Source organism: Bariatricus sp. HCP28S3_A4 (genome assembly GCF_052066395.1).
Lineage (GTDB): Bacteria > Bacillota > Clostridia > Lachnospirales > Lachnospiraceae > Allocoprococcus.
Map to the genome: position 1 here is coordinate 53,415 of NZ_JBQHSE010000008.1, position 21,946 is coordinate 75,360.

Here is a 21,946-nt window from a genome sequence, read left to right on the forward strand (position 1 = left end):
TATATTTTTTACTGAGTAGTATTTTATGTATGATGCTTCTTGGAATTGTACTGGCTATTTATGAAAAAAAGGTGGATGAAGAAACAATGGGATGCGGAATATCCATATATGGAATGGATATTTCGAAATGTACCCTGGAACAGGCAGTAAAAGAGATTGAAGAGACATTTCGAAATAAAGAAGTTGTTTTCCAGGAAAATGGGAAAAACATATTTGAGACGACAGTGGGAAATATGGGATATGCACTGGAGCCGTCTTTATTGAAGAAAGAACTTTTGAAAATAAAAAAACAAAGAGACCAAAAGCGTGGCCTGATTGAAAAAAGAAAGAATTATTCGATAGAGTATGAAATTAAAATGGAAAATAAGTTGGAAGATGTTTTGAATATCGAGGATTTCAATTTAGGAGAACGAATAGAATCATCAGATGCTTATATCGTTTACGACAAACAGAAAGAAGCATTTATTTTAGTGGATGAAATACAAGGTAATCAGATTGACAAAAAGAAGTTGGTTGAACAAGTGTATAATGCTTTAGCAGAAGACTTTGAAGAACAGCTGATCTCTAGTCGTTTAGAAATAAAAATAAATCGTCAGGTATATCAGACAGCTGTATCATCAGAAGAAAGTGATCTAAATAGAAAATTAGAAGAATTAAACAGACAGCTTTTGCAATACCGGACAACAACGGTTTCTTATATATTTGGCGATACTGTCGAAGTTTTGGACAATGAAAAAATATGTTCATGGTTAATTGTCAGTGGGGACAGTATAAGTGTTAAGGAAGAAGACGTAGTAGCTTTTGTTAAAGAATTGTCTTCAAAATATAACACAATGTACGTGCCTCGTTCTTTTAAGACTTCTTTTGGAGAAAAAGTAATTATCAGTGGAAATGAATATGGTTACTGGATTGACAAAGATGCGGAATTGCAGAAGTTGTTAGAAGATATAAAGAGTGGTAGTGATGTAAAACGAGAACCGGTTTACAGTAAACAGGGGTTGAGGAGGAACGGAAGTGATGATCTTCAGGGAAGTTACATAGAAGTAAGTTTAGATAAACAATATTTATGGCTTTATAAAAATGGAAAGCTTGTTACAGAAACAGATATTATCAGCGGACTTCCTAGTGAGGGATTACAGACGTATCGTGGGTCATGGCCAATTGCATATAAAGCAAGGCCATTTACACTGAGCAGTGATATTTATGGATATGAGGTAGAAGTGGAATATTGGATGCCGTTTGTGTATGGACAGGGACTCCATGATGCGGACTGGCAGGATGCATTTGGTGGCGAGTTATATAAGACAAAGGGAAGTCATGGTTGCATCAATCTTCCTAAAGAACAGGCAAAAATTATTTATGATACGATTGAAGCAGGTTATCCGATTATTATTTATTGATGAATAGATACAATAACTTTTTTAAATTTTTGTTGAAATAGAACCTTAGGGATATCACATGATTTGAAGTGAAATAGTGGGTGGTGGTGTTGAAAGAAATGATAGAGATTGTAATGAGGAAGATTGGAAAGTCGGGGAATATTACAGAGACTGTTCTGGTTTCATTGCCAAATGCAGAATCCGCTACAATGACTCATGATCCCAATATACTTACTTTCTCTCAGTTGGAAATTCATCTTCAGAAACAGATGATTTTCCAAAATGGTAGATTTATTTCTCTTTCTCATTTAGAGTTTCAGACCCTTTCTTATCTGGCATTACATCCTGGATGGGTGATTTCAAAAGAACAGATTTATGAAGCTGTCTGGAAAGAAGATCAGGAATATTGCGGAAGTGCTGTGGCAAATGTGATCAGCCAGATTCGAAGAAAAATTGGAAACGGTTATATAGAGACAGTGATAAACAGTGGATACAAATTTGTTGGGTAAATTGAAATCTAAATCCTAGAGTCAGGGATATTATTTTGCTTAGAGGTTGCGTTTTCCTTTCCTATTACATACAGAATAGTTAAGCATATTTCAAAAAGTACACAATTTGGAATATGGAAAAAGAGACGTGAATTTTGTACCGAAATGTATGGATAATTCCTTTTGGAATATTCCAGAAGAAATGCCTACATTTTGGAACATTTGCAGAAGGGAGAGTGCAAAATGGCTGTATATGGTTATCACAGGACCAGCACTAGGGACCAGCATCTTGACAGAGGAATTCAGGAGATACGGCAATTCTGTAAGGAACACGAAATGGAGCTGAAAAATATCTTTACGGATCAGCAGACAGGAAAGAATTTCAACAGACCAAGATACACTGTGCTGGTAGAAGATGTTCTGCGGTCAGGAGATATTTTGATTATTACGGAATTGGACCGGTTGGGCAGGAATAAGAAGGATACCATGGAGCAGATTCGACAACTGCAGGAAATGGGCGTGCGGCTAATGGTTCTGGAGTTGCCGACTACATTGATGGATATGTCAAAAATGGATAACACCATGGCTTGTCTTATGATGGAAACCATCAATAATATGATGCTGGAACTTTATGCTTCTATGGCACAGGCAGAAATTGAGAAAAAAGAAAAGCGCTAGAGAGAAGGCATAGAAATGAAGAAGCTCCGAGGAGAATGGGATGATTATGGAAGACCTGCAGCAATCGGAGAAGATAAGTTTGATGCAGCATTTTCAAAAGTAATTGCCGGAGAGATTACACCGACAGAGCTTCGGAAAGAATTAGGATTATCCCACACGACGTTTTATCGCTATCGAAAAAAATATTTAGAAAAACATCCTGAGATTTTGCAATCATCAGATTAACGTCACTATTACTAAGTATAAAAGATAATTTTTCAGGAGGAATAATAGAATGAGCGAGAAACGAGAAGGTAATCTTTTTTATGACAAGGAAAGTGGACGTTATGATATCCGATTTGGAATGGAATCATATTATGGCGGTCTGCATTGTGGAGAATGTTTTGAAGTAAAAATTAATGATGTCTGGGTGCCGGTCCGGATTGAAATGGATGAAGACTGGTATCTGGTGGGACTGCCGCTGAAAAGGCTTGATGGATTAACCGTCCGGATGTGAAAGGAGTTTCAGATGGCAGCCGTGCAGAAAAGGAAGTATGAAAAACCAATGATAAAGTTTGTGACAGATATGAATATTATATTGGAATGTCTATATGAGGTGTACGGACAGGAGGAACATCATGTACTTGAAGGGAAGGATATTCAAAAAACGATGATTTTTCCATTTCTGAAGATGTTAGAGAATCAGTGCAATGGAATTACTGTAAGAGTGATACATAAACAATTATGGGAAATCTATATAGCGGATCAATCAAAGGAACAGTTTATCAGTAATGCAGAGTCTCTTTTGAAACCGTTGAAACGAGCGGAGGAAAATGTGAATGTACTACAATAATAACAGAAAATCATGTGGAAACAGGCCACTGAATAAGAGAATACCGCTAGCGGTTCAAGAGGTCCAGAAACAGTACACAGTGGCTTTACAAAAACTGTATGAGAAAAACGATTTAGAAAGCATCTTTTTTCTGCGGATTGCAGCAGAAACCGGATTGAGAATGCGTGATATTTATGATCTGAAACCCTCTGAGATTATTGTAAGGAAGATTTATAAAAAATCATTGAAGACTGGTAAATATGAGGATTACCCGTTGATTTCAGAAGAAACAGGGAGGATTGCAGAACAATTAGTGGAGCGTCAAGGCAGATTTTTTAGCAGGGATTATCAGTATTATATGACTAAGATTAAAAGACAGTTCAGTAATCCCAACATGAGATTACTTTATATTGTGAGTTACAAGAGAACTGTGGGAAAGAAAATAATGTAAATATTGTAGAATCATTATAATCTGGCTGCCCTGTAATGGGTGGCCTTTTTGAATGTGTGGTATGAGAGCAGACGATTTATTGTGATGGTTTATGGCGTTAAAATAAGATTGATAATGAAATATAAATCGGATAAAATAGAGGATATAATAATATGAAGGTGATAAGAAAAATGAGTCTGGTAAATATCGGTCCGGAAACTGAGACAGTAGAATACAAGAAAAGTACTGGCGAGATGAAAGAAGCAATGATATCTATAGCTGCAATTCTCAACAAGCATCCAGGTGCATTTCCGACTGGAGTTTCACCAGAGAAATTTATTGAAGGAAATGAAAGACCAGTCAGAAGAAATCCACTGATTACAAGAACGTTATATTACTCAAAAGATATGGAAAGTTTTGCAACAGGATTGAAGCGTATTTATACTGCTTGCAAAGCGGCAGGATGTAGAGTGGAATTTGAACAGCAGGCATATGGATTTGCGGTGATTTTCTATAGAAGAAATACAAGCACCCAAGATAGCCCCCAGGATAGCACCCAAGATAAACACCAGGATAACACCCAGGATAGTCTGCAGAACAGGATTTTAGAATATTGTAAAGTACCGAGAAGCAAAAAAGAAATTACAGTATACATGGGATATAAGGATGTCAAAAGCTTTGCGAAAAGATACTTGAAGCCGTTATGTGAAGCAGGAGAACTTCAAATGACAATTCCGGATCGTCCATCAAGTAGAAATCAAAAATATGTAACAGTTGAAAAAAAGGAAGAAAAGGAAGAAAAATAATGTGTGGACGATATTATGTGGATGATGATACAGCCAGAGAAATAGAAAAAGTGGTCCGGGAGGTGGATGAGAAACTGAGAAGAGAGCGCAGGGGTGATATTTATCCCTCTCAGTCTGCAACTGTGATCACTGGAAGGAAACCACATCTTTTGGCAGAAGAAATGTCATGGGGCTTTCCGCAATATCAGAAAAAAGGGCTGCTGATCAATGCAAGAGCAGAAACTGCTCTGGAAAGAAAGTCGTTCCGGGATAGTGTGATGCACAGACGCTGTATCATTCCAGCAAAGCAGTTTTATGAATGGGATCCGGATAAGAATAAAGTTACTTTCCTGAGAGAAAATCAGCCGGTCTTATTCATGGCAGGGTTTTACAATCGCTTTCAGGATGATAATCATTTCATTATCTTAACTACCCAGGCAAATGAATCGGTCAGTCCGGTGCATCATCGGATGCCATTGATACTGGATAGATCTGAATTGGAAGATTGGGTATATGAAGACACGTTTTTGGAATATGCACTGCATAAAAAGCCGCCACAGCTGGCACGAAGGCAGGACTATGAACAACAGAGTTTATTTTTAACGTAAAAGGAGCCGTCTGAATTTAATCAGGCGGCTCGGTGTTATTTTATGGCATTTTTGGTTAAGCACATAGGAGTTCCTTACGATCCCGAGAATAAAAGTATGCATGATCTGAAAGAATTTCTTCTGGGATGACCGTTGTTTCATTGACTTCCCGAATGATTTCGTTTAATTCCATGCAGTCAGTATCAGAAGCTTTTAATAACAGAACTTCATGTACGCTGCTGGGAATGACAAAAAAATCATCCTGTAATGTTTTCCCGATTTGATTCATGATATCATCATACAATGTACAGATAGCACCGTGTTGTCTTATAGCATTAGAGAGTATGAACAATTCTGATTTCATGACACAATCTCTGTCTGAATCTATAAACTCATTTGAGTTAGGAAAAGCATTTTGCAGAAAATCAGACATAGGTGTGAGTTCAGCCGGAAAGACACGAGGAGTGTTTTTTCTTGCATCTGAGAAGATGGTATTTAGATCTTTTCCCCAGGTCTTCAGATGTTCATTTCGAATCAGAACCGTTGCCATTCTACTATCCTTACAGTCCAAAAGTACATAGAAGACAATTGCCAGATCCAAATATGGAATATGCGGTATGTCTTTTAGCAGGGATTGATTTGCCTTGAAATTGACTAATTTGTAGAGAATCTTTTCCTGAAGTTTTTCATAATCGAGCAGCATTTCTGTGTCCGTAAAGGAAACATCTGCAGCCTGGTGATACAGCTCAACAATATCTTCTGCAATCTGAGAAAGAGATTTTCCGGTCAGGTAGAATTCATACCATTCGTCCAGATACAAAACAGGGCTTATATTGGATGTATCATTGGAAAATTCAATTCCATGCTTCAGGGTGTTATTGTTCTTAGTCGTTGTGATAGGATTCAGGCTGATATGGGAATCAAGCCTGCTTTCCAGTTCTTTGAATAATGTTTCTTGAAATTCGTTGTAATTCATAAAAATCTCCCTTCTGGTAAATTATTGGGCAATCATTTTTGTGAATAATTCGTTTGTCCTTCCCTCCTTCCTGCATTTAGGCAAAAAAAGAGAATGGACACAAATGCGTTCATTCTCTAACATGCTGCAGATTCCTGCAAAATAAAAAAGCCAGAAGGCTCTGCACTGTGATGGCAGAGTAATCCTCCTGACTTATATACAAACCTAAACTGCGTGTGAATATCCATTACGGATGACACAAATAATGATTACAGTATTATTTTAACACTATATATAGAAGATGTCAAATAATCAAAAACTATATATTGTGTATACGGGACTTTTATTATATCAATGATAGTAGAAAATATCAGATGATGTGTAGATTCCATATTTTCACTCTTGTAAAAAGAACACCAGTTCGATATAATAATCTAAAAGGAGGCGAACATAAGTTTGAATAAAGTGATTTTTCATATTGATGTGAACTCAGCCTTCCTTTCCTGAGAGGCTGTTTACCGCCTCTACCATTTAGGCGGAAAAGTAGATCTGCGGGATGAAGTAGCAGCTGTCGGTGGAGATATGGCCATGAGGCATGGAATTATCCTGGCGAAATCAATCCCGGCAAAGAAATATGATATCAAAACCGGCGAGAGTATTGTGGAGGCACTTCAAAAGTGTCCGCAGCTTAAATTGGTTCCTCCGAATTATAGTTTGTATGAAAGATGTTCCGCTGCTTTTATGGAGATCCTTCGGCAGTACTCTCCGGATGTTGAGCAATATAGCGTGGATGAGGCATTTGTTGATATGACCGGTACCGAAAGTTTATGGGGAGAACCGGTCACTGCAGCCAACCGTATTCGGAATCAAATCAAGGAAGAATTAGGGTTTACGGTGAATGTAGGGGTATCGGAGAATAAATTGCTGGCGAAAATGGCAAGTGATTTTCAAAAGCCTGATCGGATTCATACCTTATGGAAACATGAGATTGAGATGAAAATGTGGCCACTTCCGGTAACGGACTTGTTCTTTGTCGGGCGAGCTACTGCAAAGAAATTGTTTCATATGGGAATCCATACGATTGGTGAGCTGGCGCAGTCTGATCCGATTATGCTGAAAAGCCATTTGAAAAAACATGGGGAGGTGATCTGGGCATTTGCGAACGGGATGGATGTTTCTGTGGTTCAGTCAGAAGCTCCGGCAAATAAAGGATATGGGAACAGTACAACGATAGCTTTTGATGTTACAGATGCATCTACAGCAAAGCTGGTTCTCCTTGCTTTGGCAGAGACTGTTGGAACCAGATTGCGCGCGGCAGGCGTTCGTGCAGAGGTAATCGCCGTCGGAATCAAAACATTTGATCTTCAGTATGCAAGCCATCAGATGACCTTGAATAATGCGACCAATATTACGATAGAAATTCATCGTTGTGCATGTCAGCTTTTCGATTCTCTTTGGAATGGGAAAGCGATCCGGCATCTGGGCATTCATACCAGCAGGATTAAGGATCATATGGATATGCGGCAGCTTGATATGTTTGATACAACGGATTATGAAAAGCTGGAGCATATGGATGCAACTGTAGATAAGATTCGGATGCGTTATGGCAGGGATTCCTTAAAACGGGCAGTCTTTGTAGGAAGCAGGATCGATCACATGTCAGGTGGTATCAGCCGGGAAAAACGTACAGTTGATTATAAGAAAGTAAACGTAGAATAGGAGGTGTCATTTGATGGGATTTGCAATCGGTATGGAAGAGGAAAAACTTCAGGAGCAAGCAATTCGGGGAGTGCCACATAAGGTTGCGGCAGACTGCTGGTTTACCAGCACCGGTAAAATGATCCCCAGAATGATAAAATATGAGGATACTGAGGGAGCCAGGCATTTACTGAAAGATATTGAAGTGCTAAAATCTGATAAGAAGCATTATGCTGGTATTCTGATGTATCGATATGACTGCAGAGCAGTTGTGAATAATCGGATGCAGAACTTTATCCTATGTTACCATCCGGACAATAATACGTGGGATATGATATTCCCGGAATAGAAAGAAGGTACAAAAGATGAATCCATTTTTAGATTGCCCTGTGTATGAAACAGAGCATTTTATTATAAGAAAACTTAAGCGAGAAGATGCAGAGGCGTTGTTTTCCTGCTATTCGGATTCGGATGCAGCAAGATTTTTCAATGGAGATTGCTGTGAGGATGATTTTTACTATACAGATTTGGAAAAATTCAAAGGATGTGTAGAATTCTGGCTGGAGCGGTATGAAGTACAGGACTTTGTACGCTGGAGCATCCTTGACAAAGAGACTGATTATTTAATAGGAACAATAGAGATTTGTCCTTCTTTAAAATATGCAGTAGATGGGAAACGTATGGGGATTTTGAGAATAGATTTAAAATCTGAGTACGAAAGACAGGAAGTGTTAAACGAACTTATGGATATCCTGATTGAATATGCGTACAATGGTTTCCAGATTACGTCTTTGCTCATAAAAATTCAAAAGGATGCCGTAGAAAGGCAGAAATTGATTAAAACGTATCAGTTTGTAACAGCGAAAGATGAATGTAATATTTCTTTTGAGGATTATTATATCAGGTACAAATAGAAAGAGTCGTCCGGATGGGCGGCTCATAGCTTGTAGATAAAAACAGATCTTATACATCTCACCTATATGTTATAACATTCAAAAAGGATATGTACTCTTCTTTTATAATTTTTATTTTTCAGGAAAGCTGAAATTTATCTGAAAGATCACTGAAAAAGCTACTTTTGAAATATTATTATTTAGTGTTGTTGAATTTTCTGTACTCTCCTGGAGAAACTCCATATTTTGCCTTGAATACCTTATAAAAATGAGTTCGATTTGTAAAACCAAGTTGTACCGCAATAGAGGAGATTGAGAAGTCGGTTTCAGTTAAAAGAGAAGCAGCAGTTTTAAGAGTAAAGGAAAGACCATAATCATACAGGCACATGCCTGTATATTTTTTTACGATAGTATTAATATAATTACCGCTGTAACATAGAGCTTTTTCCAGAGTGAGTCTGGACATTCGACCATTAGTGTCTTCCATCAGGTGGCTGATACGTGAAAACAGGAGCAGATCTGAGCTGGAGTTAAGAGTAACATTACTGATATGATAAAATTCTTTAGTATCTAGGTATTGAAATAATTCACATACCAGCGATTTTATGGCAAAGGTAGATCCTAATTTAGGAATCAGCATTGCATGAAGTAACTGATCAGAAAGCTGATGTAAATCTTTCAGATGGCTCTGATTTTGAAATACTGGGAAAAAATCCAGATAATTTTTTCCTTTTTCTGATTGAAGATTCTCTGCCATAAACTGAAAAATTGAGTTTTCAATAGTGCTTTCCTCTTTTGGAAAATAAGCTGTTTTATGAGATTCTAGTAATTCTTTTATCATATTTGTAGACAAGCCGAGAAAGAGTACTTTTGCCTCTCCAGTAAACTTTTCTACATGAACGACATTCTGATTGATCAGGCAACAAGACCCTGCCGGATACAAATACTCTTTGCCTTCTATTTTCTGCGTGATACTTCCTTCCAGGACAAGCAATAATTCAAAGAAGCTATGCTGATGGGGAATTCGAGCATTAAATTTATGAAAATCATCAACGATTGGTGTTGAATACAGAAACTGATCAATGGGAGAAATAGTCATGATATTAAAGAAATCTTTATCAGATAGCCCACTGCAATAACTTAATGTAAATTGTATTGGTGCAGACATATCATAAAAGGAGCTGATGGTGCTTTGTGTATGATATACTTTTAAAGTATTGCTTTCTTTTTGAGAATGGGTAGGATTGTGTTGCATAAGTTCTCCTTTGATCTTGATAAATAATAAAGTTTATCCACGAATATGATACAGTTTTTGCGGGAAAATGATATCGGTGACATTGTGTGCTTTGTTTAAAATTGCTAAAATTTAATCATATTAAGATAAAGTATATACATTATCACGAAAAAAGTAAAGGTTATTACAAGAAAAGTAAAGGAGAAAAAGATAAAACTTATGAATGAGAAGAAGTATTTAAAGTGGTATCAAAAAGTAGCGTATGGTTCCGGTGACATGGCAGGAAACTGCGGCTATGCACTGATTTCAAGCTTTGTGATGCTTTATCTTACAAATGCTGTTGGTTTGAATAGTGCAATTATTGGTACTTTAATGATGGTGTCAAAATTGTTGGATGGTGTATCAGATATATTCTTTGGCGGTCTTATGGACAAGACAAAAAGTAAGATGGGACAGGCACGTCCCTGGATGTTATTTGGACAGATTGGGGTTTCGGCAAGTTTGTTTTTAGTTTTTAGCATTCCCAGTATGAGCCAAACCATGCAATATGTTTATTTTTTCGTATTCTATACAGCATATAATGCAGTATTTTATACCGCAAACAGTATTGCATATGCTTCATTGGCGGCTAAAATAACAAAAAATGGGCAGGAAAGAGTACAACTTGGATCTATTAGATTTATCTTTGCGACATTTACAACATTAGTTATTTCTTACAGTGCAATGGGACTTGTAGAGAAATTTGGTGGTGGAACACAGGGATGGCGTATGGTTGCACTGATTTTTGCAATCATTGGACTTGTAGTTAATACCTTTTCTGTTTTGATGGTAAAAGAAGTTCCAGATGAAAATGTTGTTGAATCTTTTGAAAGTAAGAGTGATGGTGGAACAAACGTAAGTTTCAAAGAATCTCTAAAATTACTGTTAAAAAATCCATATTATATTATCATACTTGGATTATATCTGGTAAATTATATTTACAGTGGAATTACACAGGGCGCAGGAATTTATTTTATGACCTATTACATGGGGAATCCTGCATTATTAGGAACCTTTTCGCTTGTCAGTCTGATTCCAGTTATGCTCATCTTAATGCTGACACCGACATTGGTAAAAAAATTTGGTACGATGCGGAAGGTAAATTTATACGCCCGTGTAATCACTATTTTGATGGGGATTGTCTTTATTGTAGCAGCAATGAATAAAAATCTGCCACTTATGCTAGGAGCTGCATTTTTAAGAAATATGGCAGGTGGTCCACTTACCGGTACGTTAAACGCTTTAGTTGCAGAAACTAGTGATTATACCTGGAGAACGCAGAAGAAGAGAATTGATGGAGTTATGTTTAGCTGTTCTTCCATTGGTGTAAAGCTTGGAGGAGGTATCGGCAGTGCTATTGTCGGCTGGCTTCTTGCATGGGGGAATTTTGATGGAACTGCTGCGGTGCAACCGACAAGTGCTGTTAACGTGATTTTCTTTATGTATGCGGTAGCACCAGTTGTATTTGGTCTGATTATGGCTGTCCTGATCTATTTACTAAAAGTAGAAGATGCAAACAGAGCATGGGATAAGGAACATTTAGAAGGAGAAAAAGCATGATTCGTAGAAACTTTAATCATGACTGGCAGGTAACAAAAGGCGGGAAAGGTACTGATACAGCTTCGTTTATGGGAGCGTCAGGAATGAAAAAGGTGCATCTCCCTTATGATGCAATGATTCATGAGGAACGCACCCCTGATGTGGAAAGTGGTGCTCAGACAGGATTTTATCCGGGAGGAGAATACATATATCAAAAGTCTGTGATGATACCGGAAGAATGGAAAGAAAAAAAAGTAATCTTGGAATTTGAGGGAATTTATCAGACTGCGATGGTTTATATCAATGGTGCACTGGCAAAGCGGAATTTATATGGATATTCTGATTTTTATGTGGAATTAAATCCATGGCTGAATTATGGAACTGAGAATCAGATCAAAGTGATTGCAAATAATAGCACAGTTCCAAACAGCCGCTGGTACACAGGCAGCGGAATTTACAGGAATGTAAAATTAATCATCGGGGACAGGATTCATGTCCCCGTAGATGGTGTCAGGATTACGACTCTGGCAGCCGATGAAGAATCGGCAATCATAGAAATAGAAACAAAGATACAAAGTATCAGCAAAGTAAGAGAAAATATATCCGTAATTGTCTGTTTAGAAAAAGATGGAAAAATAATTGCCAGGGATAGACAGAAAGTGGTAATGTACCCAGAAACAAAGGAAACTGCGAGATGTAGCATCTGTGTGACGGAGCCGGAGTTGTGGGACTGTAATACTCCGAATCTATATCAGTGTAAGGTTCAGATTGAAGATGCTGGCGAAGTGTTGGATGAAACTATAGAGACATTTGGAATTCGGACACTGACGTTGGATTCTGTACATGGTCTGCGTATGAATGGAAAGGCAGTGAAGATGCGTGGAGCTTGTATCCATCATGACAATGGAATCCTGGGAGCGACAACACTGGAAAAGGCAGAAGAGAGACGTTGCAGGCAACTAAAAGAAGCGGGATTTAACAGTATTCGGAGTTCTCACCATCCAATTAGTAAAGCGATGCTGGCTGCATGTGACCGTTATGGAATCATGGTTATGGATGAATTGAGTGATATGTGGACTCTTCATAAAAATCCTTATGACTTTGCGCTGCATTTTGAAGAATGTTGGGAACAGGTAGTGGAACAGATGGTGGCAACGGATTATAATCATCCGTCGGTGGTATTGTATTCCTCTGGAAATGAGATTACAGAAGCCGGTTCCGATGCAGGAGCGGCAATCAATAGAAAAATCTGCAATAAGTTTCATGAGCTGGATCACACAAGATTTACGACAATGGGGCTGAACGGTCTTATGACAGCCGGACGGCGGTTGAAGGATATTATGACCGATGTGATGGGAAAATTCGGGACACCTGAAACAGACGGTTCGGGAAACAAAGACGGAAGCAATGCCTTTAACAGCTTTATGAGTATGATGGAAGGGGAACGTGGAGAATATTTTTCTACGCATCCGTTGCTGACAGAAGCGCTAGAAGGTTGTTCTGCATCCAGTGATATTGTCGGACTGAATTATCTCACCGGAAGACATGTATTAGAACAGGAGATTCATCCGAATAAAACTGTTCTTGGTACGGAAACGTATCCGGCAGATATTGTAAGATTGTGGGGAATTGTAAAACGATATTCACATGTCCTGGGAGACTTTACCTGGGCCGGGTACGATTATCTTGGAGAAGCGGGATGCGGAATATTCCATTACGATGGTAATGCGAACTTTTCCAGTGTATATCCTGAAAGGGCAGCTTATATCGGCGATCTGGATCTGATTGGATATCGGCGTCCGATCAGTTATCTTCGGGAAATCGTTTATGGACTTCGGAAAGAACCGTATATCGCAGTAGAAAGGGTAAATCGATATGGTATGAAATGTTCGAAAACACCTTGGATGCATAAAGACTCTGTTTCGAGCTGGACCTGGCCGGGATATGAAGGCAGACCTGCTGTTGTAGATATCTATGCTGATGCGGAAGAAGTGGAATTGTTTCTAAATGGGCATTCCCTTGGAAAGAAACCTGCAGGAGAACAAAATGAATTTACTGCAACTTATGAGTTGGTTTATGAACCGGGTGAACTAATCGCAGTCAGTTATGAAGCTGGAATAGAAACCGGAAGGTATTCACTGAATACAGCGAGCGAGAAGATACAGCTCTGTGCAGAAGCTGATAAAAAAGTACTTTGTGCGGATGGAGAAGATCTTTCTTTTATTATTGTGAAACTGGTGGATGAGAACGGAACGGAAAACCTTTTTGTACCTAAAAAAGTAGCAGTTTCTGTAGAAGGAGCAGGAAGATTGGAGGCATTTGGAAGTGCTGATCCGCAATCTCTGTCCAGCTATGGTGATACAGAATGGGATACCTATGACGGACACGTAATGGCTGTTGTCAGGTCAGGAATGGAGTCAGGAAAGATAAAAGTTGTTTTCACTTCAGAAGGATGCAAGGATATATGCGTGGAAATTGAAGTTCGTTAGTAGAAAGGAATATATTTTATGAAGAGAAAAGGATGGAAGAGAAAAATAATATCTTTTTTGGCAGTAATTGTAGCAACACTTGCTATGAATGAGTCTACTGTGTTTGCAAATGAAGATATTGTGTGTGGTGCAGATATCGGTTGGATGAGTCAAATGGAAGATGGAGGAGTTACTTGGGTAGATGATGATGGGGTAACAACAGATCCACTTGTTTTATTGAAAGATAAAGGGATTAATGCGGTAAGACTTCGTGTTTTTGTAAAACCATCTTCAGATTTTGAGTGGACAAAACCAGATGGGACCGTTTGTAAACTCGGATATACCGATACAGCTGGTCTATTATATTCGGCACAAAGAGCCAGAAATCTTAATATGAAAATATTAGTAGATTTTCATTATAGTGATTATTTTGCAGATCCTTCTATTCAGGATGTCCCTAGTGAATGGGCGGATGCAACAACTTCAGAGTTAGAACAGTACATATATGATTATACTGTTTATATAATGACACAGTTGGCTAATGTTGGGATTTACCCGGAATGGGTACAGGTGGGAAATGAGGTCAGTCATGGAATTCTGTTTCCAACAGGATCAAATACAACCAACGATTTTACACAGCTTACTCGCTATTTGAACAGCGGATATGACGCCGTTAAAGCTGTAAGTCCTAATAGCAAAGTTGTTACGCATCTAACGCATGGTGCGGGTATTGATCATTTCGAATGGTTTTTCAGTAATTTTTTGACTGTTCAAGGAGGAAAGACAGATGTTATCGGTATGTCATACTATCCATATTGGATGGGAGCAAATGATATCGAAAATATGACATATAATTTAAATAAAATGGCTGCAAAATATGGAAAAGAAGTTATGATTTGTGAAACGGGTGATTACGAAACAGATCCAGAAGGAACTTATACTCTGATGCGCCAAGAGATGAATGCTTTGAAAACTGTAGCAAATAATAAAGCTATTGGTATCTTTTATTGGGAACCAGAAGCAAATTCGGCGCTTCTTCCAGACGAATATCCTTTAGGTGCTACTGAATTAGTTGGTGAGAAAACGTTGAAGTTCACATCAGCATTGGATGCTTTTATGACGGAGCCGGAATTTTTGGATAATGAATGTAGTTTTGAAATCCAAAATTATAATAGTGGAATGGCTTTGAATGTCTCTGGAGGATCCACTGAAAATTCTTCGGTAATTGAACAGTATACATACGACAAATGGGATAGCCAGAAATGGATTTTTGAAAAAGTCGATGGAAATTATTATAAAATTGTCAATAAAAATAGTGGAAAAGTTCTGGACGTAAATGGTTTGTCAACATCTGCAGGAACTTCGTGTATTCAATATGATTATAATGGAGGTTGGAATCAGATGTGGGAAATTATTTCGACAACAGAAGGGCAATATAAAATTAAAAATCGTTGGAGTGGATTATATTTGGGAATTGCTAATGCTTCTGAATCTGATGGCGCTGTATGTGTGCAAATGGAAGATGATGGAAGTGACAATCTTAGATGGTACTTTTTGGTAACAGAATAGTATAATAAATATTAGAGGGTGAAGCACAGATTTATGTTTTCACCCTCTATTTATCTGTAATTACAAAATTATCTTGAAAAATTATCCGATTTGAAATAAATCAACAACTTACCTTTAAGGTCCAGTGCATGGTCTACCCAGTGGTCATTTTCATATACTTGTTTCGTGAGTGTATTGTAGATAATTGGTTCCTTTTCGCTAGCGTCAAGATCTGCCACCAGACAGTTTTTCCTGGCAATATAGGGATATAAGGCTGCCTCTACTTTTTTTCGTAGTTCTAAAGCCATCAGATGTATAAGAGTGACATCATAGGTCTGTGACATACAGTGGTTGATCTGTTTGATCATTCCCGAATCCTGAATTGTCTGGTTAACTACATCTGCCTGCTCGTCCATTGACACGTCAGGATTGATCAGTAACTGACCAGCTACAATTGATTTGACAAAGGCAGTGGCTGTCTGATTCACCTGTGCAATTAATTCTTCGTAAGGAGCTTTATAATAGGTCTTCAGGATATCCAAAGGGACATTCTCACGGTTCTGCTTTAGTTTGGAAAGCAGCTTTTCCAGGCTGCTTCCCAGTTCATAAGTAGTCAAGCACACATCACCTCAATTTCATTCGGTACGTTCTCATATTTCAGGTTATACCGGGTGTTACGGGTTTCGAAAACAATGCAGTTTCCGGATACTTCCAGAATACGTTCCACAGCAGTCGTCATGAAAGTATGTGTGTGAGTAGAAATCCATGCACGTTCCCCGATTCGAAGAGGCAGGAATAAGGTTCCAGTTACGGTAATTGCCTTTTTTTCAATGTTGCTTATTGGTCTGATATTCGTTCTTTTCATGGTGATCACACTCCTTTTTAACAAAATTCTTTCTCTAATGTTTTTGCCACTAACCTTGCACATCCCATTTCCATCTCAGTAAGAGGAGTTTTGGATAAAACTGCCAGAGCAAGAGGCATTTCCTTGTCATTGCGGATTGGAAACAGAGCTGCTACGGGTTCCCGATGATGGGAAAGCATATAAAGAGGCTGACTGATATCCAAAACTGCCTCATTTCCGGAGGCGATATAAGGCTCCAGTTTTTCCGGAAGGGAAGTGCCTTCTGGGAGATATATCCCTGCTGCTGCAATGACATACTGGTCTGTGCAGATAAAGGCTCCGTGCTTGATTGAGCTGTATAGAATGGAAAGAATGCTCTGGAGTTGTATAGTATCCTGCTGAGGCTCCCGACATTTCCGAATCCGGATTTCCTGATTGGATAATTCTACTTCCAGGGGATTTCCATTCTCTAATTTTAAAAGTCTGCGCAGTTTTGCAGGAATAACGATACGTCCCTGCGAATCTATGGTGCAGATATCTGAGTATTTCATAAAATCACCTTTCTTTCTAAAAGAAAAGAAGCAGCAAATTGCCGCTTCCTTTCCATAAACTTTATGCGGCATAAGGCGATGCCTGTGCCGGGTTTTGATATTGTCCGTTTTGTTGGACCTTTTGAGATTGTTGTTCTGCATAAGCACGCTTCCCATTTGAAATAAGGGAAGGTGCCATACAGGATTCCCAGTTGGTAATGTAAGAATCCGTGCGCTTTAGTAACGTATACAGGTCCATATCCGTTAGCTGGATAAAGGCGTTTTTTTCTAAAATAAAACTCCCGGATTTCATATAAGATCCGCCATTTTGATTTTTGACCTTGATGCCTTTGCCATTTACGATCTGAATCCGCCAGGGGCTTTTCATCATCCGCCCGTTCTGGTCATTTACATGCCGGGAAATAGAAAATTGCTGTGCAATGGAGTAGCCCTGTGCATCAGGATTTCCGTATATTTTGCTCAGCGACCATTCATATTCTTGAAAGCCTGCGGTGATCCTGGTTAAGAAAAACTGGATCTGTTCCGGTGCCAGATTGAACTGGACGATGATATTTTTATTTCCCGTGCCATTGGAATAATCCTGGATAGTGATCCCAATCAGGGAGTTGACATTATGACCGTTTTCCTGATACTCGCCTTTGGCATGTATCTGAGCATAACTGGTCAGTGGTGCATACCTAAGCCTGTCATAAACAGCAATGAGTTTGCGATCCGTTTGTAGTTTATAGATCTGCTCGGAGATCCGTGATGGTTGATTCTGATTCATAGCTTTTCCCTTCTTTCTACTTCAGGTATTGTTTCACTAACAGCGTCATGTTTTTTGGTAAGTCTTCTAGCTTTGTAATATCCAGAAAGCCATCCTGATAGATCCGCTTGATATTTTCCTTATCATCTCCGATCGCTGCAGCAAAGAGCTTGATCCCTTTTTTGGAATACTCCTTTTTAATGCCACGCAGGTCGGCTTCTGCTTCAGTGCCGTAATAGCCGGTATCTGCAGGCTGTCCGTCAGAAATGATGATCAGAAGTTTCTGCTTTTCCGGACGTTTTGCCAGATGCTCCGCCACAAAGCGGAGAGCAGCACCATCACGATTTCCGCCTCTTGCTGACATATCCATGAGCCGGTAGCGGTCTGATGTGTCGATCGAATCAAATTCTGCATAGGAATAAAGTTCTACGCCTCTGCCACCAGTTGAATGGCCATATATAGTAATGGGCACTTGAAGGCTCTGGCAGAAATCATAAAGCACAATGGCCGTCTTTTTCGCATGTGTAATCCGGTCTCCCCAGCTCATTGATCCACTCTCGTCTACCAAAAGTCCTACTGCAAGTTTCTGCTCTTCAGAAGGAAGCCTGGTCCTGGTGAAAAAGGTTCCATCTTCGTGGTGCATTGCACGTGTATCCAGACGTTTTCCAAATTGCAGGTTCTTTAATTTTCCACCCTCACTTTCTTCTTTTAAAAGCGGTGCGATAGACTTCTGCAGGCGTTTGGACGCCCGGATAAGCATTGGTGCTACGGCCTGATATGACTGTTTTAAAGAATCCGGTACATATGCCATTCGGTTGATTGTAACATGAACTCCGGTATGAGCATTTCCGTAATGGATATCGTTTGCTGCCTTCTGCAGTTCTTCGGTCATTTCCTGTTGGTACTGTGTTTCTGCTTTCTCTGTAGCGATGCCATTCAGGATCCGGAACAAGTCGTTGGCAGACTTTTCATAACCGGTGCCAAGGTACTGGTGATTATAAGTAATTCCTGGATTATTTTCGTCAAGGATGGTATTCGTTTTCGCAAGTGCAATCCGGTTTCCTTCTTCGGCTACAACATCCTGGGCAGCCTGCGTTCTTTCCTGACGCATGGCAGGAGGAGTACACGGTAAGGGATTTGCTTTCTGTTCCTTTTTCCCTTCTTCAGCCTGCTTTGGCATAGTACCGCCTTTGCCAGAAGGCAATGGGGTGGCACCATGAATCTGGTTACCCAAAAGTTCCTCTAACATCTGACTTGCATCCGATGCAGAATGTTGCTCCATTCGTTCTTTTGTCTCTTCGATCAGAGGCTTGATGTATTCCCATAGAATAGCCACAATGTGATTAGAAGCGTGAAAACGGTCCTTTGTTTCATCTGAATAAATGGCAACATCTACATATGGCATGCAATCTTCCAGATAATCCAAATAAGGACCTTTATAACCGGACAGGTTATTGATGGTTCCCGCCCTGCAGTATTGAAGCAGAAGATTTGCCATGATTGCAAAATCAGAATACTTCTTTTCAATCTGACTCTGGATTGATGGCATTTGTTCACACATCCGCAGGTTATTCAGTTCAATCCCCCGGCGGAAAGTGCCCGGATGAGAAGTGCACATTCGTGCCTCTATATAGATGTCTTCCAAAATATTATTGATATGAGAGGCGCAGGATGCCAGAGTCAGGCAGGTCGCTTTATCTTTGCTATCCATAGCCTCCAGTATTTCTTCACAATTTGTCTGATAGGAAAATTCCGTAAAGGAAGGATTGGATGGGTAGAAGGCACCTTTTTCTATGTTGCCAAGATACAGCCCTAGGGCTGTAAAATCTGAGAACAGCAGGTGCGCAGTCTCATGCCCGTTGAATCCGACAAGGCTTTCGGAACGGAGATACCGGGAAGGAAAACTCTGGGTGATTTCATTTGCAGCATTGATATGGATTTTATAGTTATCCGTATGTGCAATGCCTGCGTCTGCCCGGGCATTCCATTCCATCAGAGTCTGAAGACCTTGACGGTAGCGGCTGGTAGCCGCTTTCGCCATAGAGGTCAGGTATTTCTGGTAAGCAGATGATGTGAACAGTTCCTTGTCACTGATGGCAAGTTCCTGATCCCGAATCATCTGTTTTAATTTTTTCTGGTTGCTATTCAATTTTAATTCGTCCTTTCTTTTTAAAATAATTTTTCAGTCAAAAGCTCTTCCATGGTGTATCCAAAATAGACTGCCAGATGGTAGACCACAAATACGGGTGGAAAGCCTCTTCCTAATTCATACTTACGGTAAGATTTTGTTGGAATATGCAGAATCCTTGCCAGGGTTTTCTGGGAAAGATTCCAGCGTGGTAGTTTCCGCAGATAATGGATATTTGCGGAGAAAATATCCAGCATATCTTCTTCTGTAATTTTTAAATTGTTATAAGGTTTTCTCTGTGTCAATGTACCAACCCTCCTATGCTGCGAGAATAGAATCCAGACAGCCGGTTTCCACTTCCGAACGGCTTTCTGCGTCAGCAGATACCGAAGAAAGGATCGTGTAATGTGCAGCTTCCCGGACGTCACCACAGACCATATAGGACTGCACCCAGGAAATCAGTTCACGTACACCGCAGCATCCGTCTGTGATCAGATTCTCACTGCAGTATTCGGAAACAGCCTTGACGATCTGTGCCATAGTGCGGACCATTTTCTTATCTTTGCATCCGGTGATCCCGAGAACGCGCTGTACCAGTGTTTCTTCATCCGGCTCCTCCAGATCGATCACCAGATTCATTCTGGAAATGACAGACTGGTTCATCTGTTTACAGCCTGCATAATCATTGTTGGTTGTAACAACGATGGTCGTATCCGGATGCCTCTTGATCACTTCTCCGTTTGGCAGAAATACACTGTTACATCTGTCAAGAAGGGAATTGAGTCCTACTAAAACACCGGGGTTTGCGATGACCGTCGGCTCCTGAAGTTCCACCAGATAACCGTGTCGGATTGCCTCAACAAGAGGGGTATCTACGTATTTAAACTTCTGGTGGGAAGACTGGTTCTTATAATGCGCATGCATTTCATCAAAGATTGTGTCGATGAGCTGTTTGTATACCACATCCTCCGTCACCTCTTCGTCATAAATACCGGTCAGCTTCTGATAAGCAGTTGCTGGGTCTAACATGATATCCTGGAAAGATGGATATTCACTCTGAAGGCTGGATAATTTTCCATCCACGTCCGGAAGAATCTGACCGAGCAGATCAAATATCTCCGTATTGGCAGAGCAGGTAATGCAACGGTAGGGCAGATGTAAGCCAGCAGCAATCGCCTTGGCACCTTCTGTTTTTCCGGTTCCTGCAGGACCCCGCAGAAGAAAATTCCGCATAGGTGAAACAGTATTTGTTGTCAATTTTGCATGTTCACAGATCCGCTTGATCTCTGGCGGTATGATATACCATGGTTCCAGCGTTGGAACAGTAAGTTCTTCCTGGGGAGTGAGTATCCGTGATTCAGATAAGACGTATTTACTGATAAAGTCTTCTTTGGCAATGGATTCCGTGTTCCTTTTTGTGGTGAAACCGGGAATCAGCACTTGAAAAGTACCAAAGAGCGTATTTGTAGGAGCGTAAGTACCCTGCTGTACTGCGAATGGTTTGAGCTTAGGAATAGCACCATTGGCAGGAGTATCATTGGGAATCCCGCCGGTAGAAAGAGAAGTTCCGTATCGTAATCTGCGATAGATATTGTCACAAAGGACGGCTGCAGTTTTCACGGCTTCTTCCATATCCGTATAACCATTGTCACGGTGCTTTTTCAACTCCTGATAATATTCGTTAAACTCGTCATCCTGCATAATGGTAGGGAGAAGTGCAAACAAAAGTGCAGCTCCGCTGTTCTTATCTTCCTTCAAAAGATATTGGTCGGCTGTTGTTTCGGAATCTATTGGTTTGGGATAAATACCGGCAATGAATTTTCCGTTTGTCCGGTTATAGATCACCACATGCAAATCTCCGGTTTTGCTGGGATATTCCGCTATTGTATAATTATTCCCCTGGCTGCCAATTGCCCCGAGTTCTTCAGAAGCGGTTCCACCGGGCGGATTTTCCAGTTCCATGTATGCAAGAATCGCCCGGAGCGTGGACGCATGAAGTGTCGAACGTTTCTGAGGCTGTGTGCAGTATTTGGAATAGACATCCTTCCTGATGGGATCATCCGTATAATCTTCAAAAGGTTCCGGAAGTTTTCGCTTGAAAGACCAGTTACTGATCAGGTTTCCATTTGGCATAGTATTTCTCCTC

Annotated in this window: 23 protein-coding genes and 1 pseudogene; 15 read left to right on the plus strand and 9 right to left on the minus strand. The window is 39.9% G+C overall.

From position 1 onward, the window contains the following. Positions 1 to 29 precede the first annotated feature (29 nt). The 9 genes from ACTNBF_RS05980 (at position 30) to ACTNBF_RS06020 (ending at position 5,179) form a co-directional block, all read left to right on the plus strand. On the plus strand, positions 30 to 1,400 hold the full coding sequence (locus tag ACTNBF_RS05980; RefSeq protein WP_441088903.1) for a L,D-transpeptidase family protein: 1,371 nt from the start codon (positions 30 to 32) through the stop codon (positions 1,398 to 1,400). 113 nt (positions 1,401 to 1,513) lie between these two features. Next, positions 1,514 to 1,888, plus strand: coding sequence for a winged helix-turn-helix domain-containing protein (locus tag ACTNBF_RS05985; RefSeq protein ID WP_441088904.1), 375 nt, complete (start codon positions 1,514 to 1,516; stop codon positions 1,886 to 1,888). A gap of 222 nt (positions 1,889 to 2,110) precedes the next feature. Continuing rightward, positions 2,111 to 2,545: a recombinase family protein gene (locus tag ACTNBF_RS05990; protein WP_331472909.1), complete on the plus strand. Its 435-nt coding sequence runs from the start codon at positions 2,111 to 2,113 to the stop codon at positions 2,543 to 2,545. Between the two features lie 15 nt (positions 2,546 to 2,560). Next, entirely contained in the window at positions 2,561 to 2,770 is a 210-nt protein-coding gene (locus ACTNBF_RS05995) for a hypothetical protein (protein WP_331472910.1), read from the plus strand. A gap of 49 nt (positions 2,771 to 2,819) precedes the next feature. Further along, complete coding sequence (locus tag ACTNBF_RS06000) at positions 2,820 to 3,041, plus strand: DUF5348 domain-containing protein (protein ID WP_154322120.1); 222 nt, start codon at positions 2,820 to 2,822, stop codon at positions 3,039 to 3,041. 12 nt (positions 3,042 to 3,053) lie between these two features. Then, on the plus strand, positions 3,054 to 3,377 hold the full coding sequence (locus tag ACTNBF_RS06005) for a hypothetical protein (protein WP_235251277.1): 324 nt from the start codon (positions 3,054 to 3,056) through the stop codon (positions 3,375 to 3,377). Continuing rightward, positions 3,364 to 3,807, plus strand: coding sequence for a hypothetical protein (locus ACTNBF_RS06010; protein WP_441088905.1), 444 nt, complete (start codon positions 3,364 to 3,366; stop codon positions 3,805 to 3,807). The genes ACTNBF_RS06005 and ACTNBF_RS06010 overlap by 14 nt, the downstream gene beginning before the upstream one ends. Positions 3,808 to 3,959: 152 nt before the next feature. Next, the gene (locus tag ACTNBF_RS06015) at positions 3,960 to 4,592 is read left to right on the plus strand and encodes a Fic family protein (protein ID WP_441088906.1); all 633 of its coding nucleotides are present in this window, start codon (positions 3,960 to 3,962) and stop codon (positions 4,590 to 4,592) included. Next, a complete protein-coding gene (locus ACTNBF_RS06020; RefSeq protein ID WP_235251176.1) occupies positions 4,592 to 5,179 on the plus strand; it encodes an SOS response-associated peptidase in 588 nt (195 codons plus the stop codon). Before ACTNBF_RS06015 ends, ACTNBF_RS06020 begins: the two co-directional genes overlap by 1 nt. 55 nt (positions 5,180 to 5,234) lie before the next feature. On the opposite strand, the gene ACTNBF_RS06025 is transcribed toward ACTNBF_RS06020, so the two are convergent. Further along, the gene (locus ACTNBF_RS06025; RefSeq protein WP_441050044.1) at positions 5,235 to 6,134 is read right to left on the minus strand and encodes a DUF5688 family protein; all 900 of its coding nucleotides are present in this window, start codon (positions 6,132 to 6,134) and stop codon (positions 5,235 to 5,237) included. A gap of 429 nt (positions 6,135 to 6,563) precedes the next feature. On the opposite strand from ACTNBF_RS06025, the pseudogene ACTNBF_RS06030 reads away from it, so the two are divergent. From ACTNBF_RS06030 to ACTNBF_RS06040, 3 genes and pseudogenes are all read left to right on the plus strand, one after another. Then, positions 6,564 to 7,832, plus strand: a pseudogene (locus ACTNBF_RS06030) (DNA polymerase Y family protein). Positions 7,833 to 7,845: 13 nt separating this feature from the next. After that, a complete protein-coding gene (locus ACTNBF_RS06035; RefSeq protein ID WP_235251124.1) occupies positions 7,846 to 8,160 on the plus strand; it encodes a hypothetical protein in 315 nt (104 codons plus the stop codon). A 16-nt stretch (positions 8,161 to 8,176) separates the two neighbouring features. After that, complete coding sequence (locus tag ACTNBF_RS06040) at positions 8,177 to 8,725, plus strand: GNAT family N-acetyltransferase (RefSeq protein ID WP_441050043.1); 549 nt, start codon at positions 8,177 to 8,179, stop codon at positions 8,723 to 8,725. A gap of 175 nt (positions 8,726 to 8,900) precedes the next feature. Here the strand turns inward: ACTNBF_RS06040 and ACTNBF_RS06045 are convergent, their stop codons facing one another. Then, positions 8,901 to 9,959, minus strand: coding sequence for a helix-turn-helix domain-containing protein (locus tag ACTNBF_RS06045; protein ID WP_441050042.1), 1,059 nt, complete (start codon positions 9,957 to 9,959; stop codon positions 8,901 to 8,903). A 198-nt stretch (positions 9,960 to 10,157) separates the two neighbouring features. Here ACTNBF_RS06045 and ACTNBF_RS06050 point away from each other — a divergent pair, with 198 nt between their 5' ends. From ACTNBF_RS06050 to ACTNBF_RS06060, 3 genes are read left to right on the plus strand one after another with little or no spacing between them, the layout of a single operon-like run. After that, positions 10,158 to 11,537, plus strand: coding sequence for an MFS transporter (locus ACTNBF_RS06050; protein ID WP_441050041.1), 1,380 nt, complete (start codon positions 10,158 to 10,160; stop codon positions 11,535 to 11,537). Beyond that, complete coding sequence (locus ACTNBF_RS06055; protein WP_441050040.1) at positions 11,534 to 14,005, plus strand: glycoside hydrolase family 2 protein; 2,472 nt, start codon at positions 11,534 to 11,536, stop codon at positions 14,003 to 14,005. The genes ACTNBF_RS06050 and ACTNBF_RS06055 overlap by 4 nt, the downstream gene beginning before the upstream one ends. Positions 14,006 to 14,023: 18 nt before the next feature. Continuing rightward, a complete protein-coding gene (locus ACTNBF_RS06060; RefSeq protein ID WP_288861594.1) occupies positions 14,024 to 15,553 on the plus strand; it encodes a glycosyl hydrolase 53 family protein in 1,530 nt (509 codons plus the stop codon). Between the two features lie 68 nt (positions 15,554 to 15,621). Here ACTNBF_RS06060 and ACTNBF_RS06065 read toward each other — a convergent pair whose 3' ends face one another. The 7 genes from ACTNBF_RS06065 to ACTNBF_RS06095 all read right to left on the minus strand — a co-directional run bounded on the left by ACTNBF_RS06065 (position 15,622) and on the right by ACTNBF_RS06095 (position 21,933). Continuing rightward, a complete protein-coding gene (locus tag ACTNBF_RS06065) occupies positions 15,622 to 16,149 on the minus strand; it encodes a hypothetical protein (RefSeq protein WP_441050039.1) in 528 nt (175 codons plus the stop codon). Then, a complete protein-coding gene (locus ACTNBF_RS06070; RefSeq protein WP_441050038.1) occupies positions 16,146 to 16,397 on the minus strand; it encodes a hypothetical protein in 252 nt (83 codons plus the stop codon). The genes ACTNBF_RS06065 and ACTNBF_RS06070 overlap by 4 nt, the downstream gene beginning before the upstream one ends. Before the next feature lie 17 nt (positions 16,398 to 16,414). Then, entirely contained in the window at positions 16,415 to 16,927 is a 513-nt protein-coding gene (locus ACTNBF_RS06075) for an AbrB/MazE/SpoVT family DNA-binding domain-containing protein (RefSeq protein ID WP_288861603.1), read from the minus strand. 61 nt (positions 16,928 to 16,988) lie between these two features. Beyond that, complete coding sequence (locus ACTNBF_RS06080) at positions 16,989 to 17,693, minus strand: hypothetical protein (RefSeq protein ID WP_441050037.1); 705 nt, start codon at positions 17,691 to 17,693, stop codon at positions 16,989 to 16,991. Positions 17,694 to 17,709: 16 nt separating this feature from the next. Further along, on the minus strand, positions 17,710 to 19,821 hold the full coding sequence (locus tag ACTNBF_RS06085) for a vWA domain-containing protein (protein WP_427738646.1): 2,112 nt from the start codon (positions 19,819 to 19,821) through the stop codon (positions 17,710 to 17,712). A 20-nt stretch (positions 19,822 to 19,841) separates the two neighbouring features. Beyond that, positions 19,842 to 20,105 carry a helix-turn-helix domain-containing protein gene (locus ACTNBF_RS06090; protein WP_427738647.1) on the minus strand — a complete coding sequence of 88 codons (264 nt, stop codon included), beginning with the start codon at positions 20,103 to 20,105 and terminating at the stop codon, positions 19,842 to 19,844. 13 nt (positions 20,106 to 20,118) lie between these two features. Further along, positions 20,119 to 21,933: an AAA family ATPase gene (locus tag ACTNBF_RS06095; protein WP_427738648.1), complete on the minus strand. Its 1,815-nt coding sequence runs from the start codon at positions 21,931 to 21,933 to the stop codon at positions 20,119 to 20,121. Positions 21,934 to 21,946: the final 13 nt, after the last annotated feature.

What these genes read in the sequence shown, in the direction of transcription:
- ACTNBF_RS05980 (WP_441088903.1), top strand. Translation starts at nt 30, where the DNA reads ATGATGCTTCTTGGAATTGTACTGGCTATTTATGAAAAAAAGGTGGAT.
- ACTNBF_RS05985 (WP_441088904.1), top strand. Translation starts at nt 1,514, where the DNA reads ATGAGGAAGATTGGAAAGTCGGGGAATATTACAGAGACTGTTCTGGTT.
- ACTNBF_RS05990 (WP_331472909.1), top strand. Translation starts at nt 2,111, where the DNA reads ATGGCTGTATATGGTTATCACAGGACCAGCACTAGGGACCAGCATCTT.
- ACTNBF_RS05995 (WP_331472910.1), top strand. Translation starts at nt 2,561, where the DNA reads ATGAAGAAGCTCCGAGGAGAATGGGATGATTATGGAAGACCTGCAGCA.
- ACTNBF_RS06000 (WP_154322120.1), top strand. Translation starts at nt 2,820, where the DNA reads ATGAGCGAGAAACGAGAAGGTAATCTTTTTTATGACAAGGAAAGTGGA.
- ACTNBF_RS06005 (WP_235251277.1), top strand. Translation starts at nt 3,054, where the DNA reads ATGGCAGCCGTGCAGAAAAGGAAGTATGAAAAACCAATGATAAAGTTT.
- ACTNBF_RS06010 (WP_441088905.1), top strand. Translation starts at nt 3,364, where the DNA reads ATGTACTACAATAATAACAGAAAATCATGTGGAAACAGGCCACTGAAT.
- ACTNBF_RS06015 (WP_441088906.1), top strand. Translation starts at nt 3,960, where the DNA reads ATGAAGGTGATAAGAAAAATGAGTCTGGTAAATATCGGTCCGGAAACT.
- ACTNBF_RS06020 (WP_235251176.1), top strand. Translation starts at nt 4,592, where the DNA reads ATGTGTGGACGATATTATGTGGATGATGATACAGCCAGAGAAATAGAA.
- ACTNBF_RS06025 (WP_441050044.1), bottom strand. Translation starts at nt 6,134, where the DNA reads ATGAATTACAACGAATTTCAAGAAACATTATTCAAAGAACTGGAAAGC.
- ACTNBF_RS06035 (WP_235251124.1), top strand. Translation starts at nt 7,846, where the DNA reads ATGGGATTTGCAATCGGTATGGAAGAGGAAAAACTTCAGGAGCAAGCA.
- ACTNBF_RS06040 (WP_441050043.1), top strand. Translation starts at nt 8,177, where the DNA reads ATGAATCCATTTTTAGATTGCCCTGTGTATGAAACAGAGCATTTTATT.
- ACTNBF_RS06045 (WP_441050042.1), bottom strand. Translation starts at nt 9,959, where the DNA reads ATGCAACACAATCCTACCCATTCTCAAAAAGAAAGCAATACTTTAAAA.
- ACTNBF_RS06050 (WP_441050041.1), top strand. Translation starts at nt 10,158, where the DNA reads ATGAATGAGAAGAAGTATTTAAAGTGGTATCAAAAAGTAGCGTATGGT.
- ACTNBF_RS06055 (WP_441050040.1), top strand. Translation starts at nt 11,534, where the DNA reads ATGATTCGTAGAAACTTTAATCATGACTGGCAGGTAACAAAAGGCGGG.
- ACTNBF_RS06060 (WP_288861594.1), top strand. Translation starts at nt 14,024, where the DNA reads ATGAAGAGAAAAGGATGGAAGAGAAAAATAATATCTTTTTTGGCAGTA.
- ACTNBF_RS06070 (WP_441050038.1), bottom strand. Translation starts at nt 16,397, where the DNA reads ATGAAAAGAACGAATATCAGACCAATAAGCAACATTGAAAAAAAGGCA.
- ACTNBF_RS06075 (WP_288861603.1), bottom strand. Translation starts at nt 16,927, where the DNA reads ATGAAATACTCAGATATCTGCACCATAGATTCGCAGGGACGTATCGTT.
- ACTNBF_RS06080 (WP_441050037.1), bottom strand. Translation starts at nt 17,693, where the DNA reads ATGAATCAGAATCAACCATCACGGATCTCCGAGCAGATCTATAAACTA.
- ACTNBF_RS06095 (WP_427738648.1), bottom strand. Translation starts at nt 21,933, where the DNA reads ATGCCAAATGGAAACCTGATCAGTAACTGGTCTTTCAAGCGAAAACTT.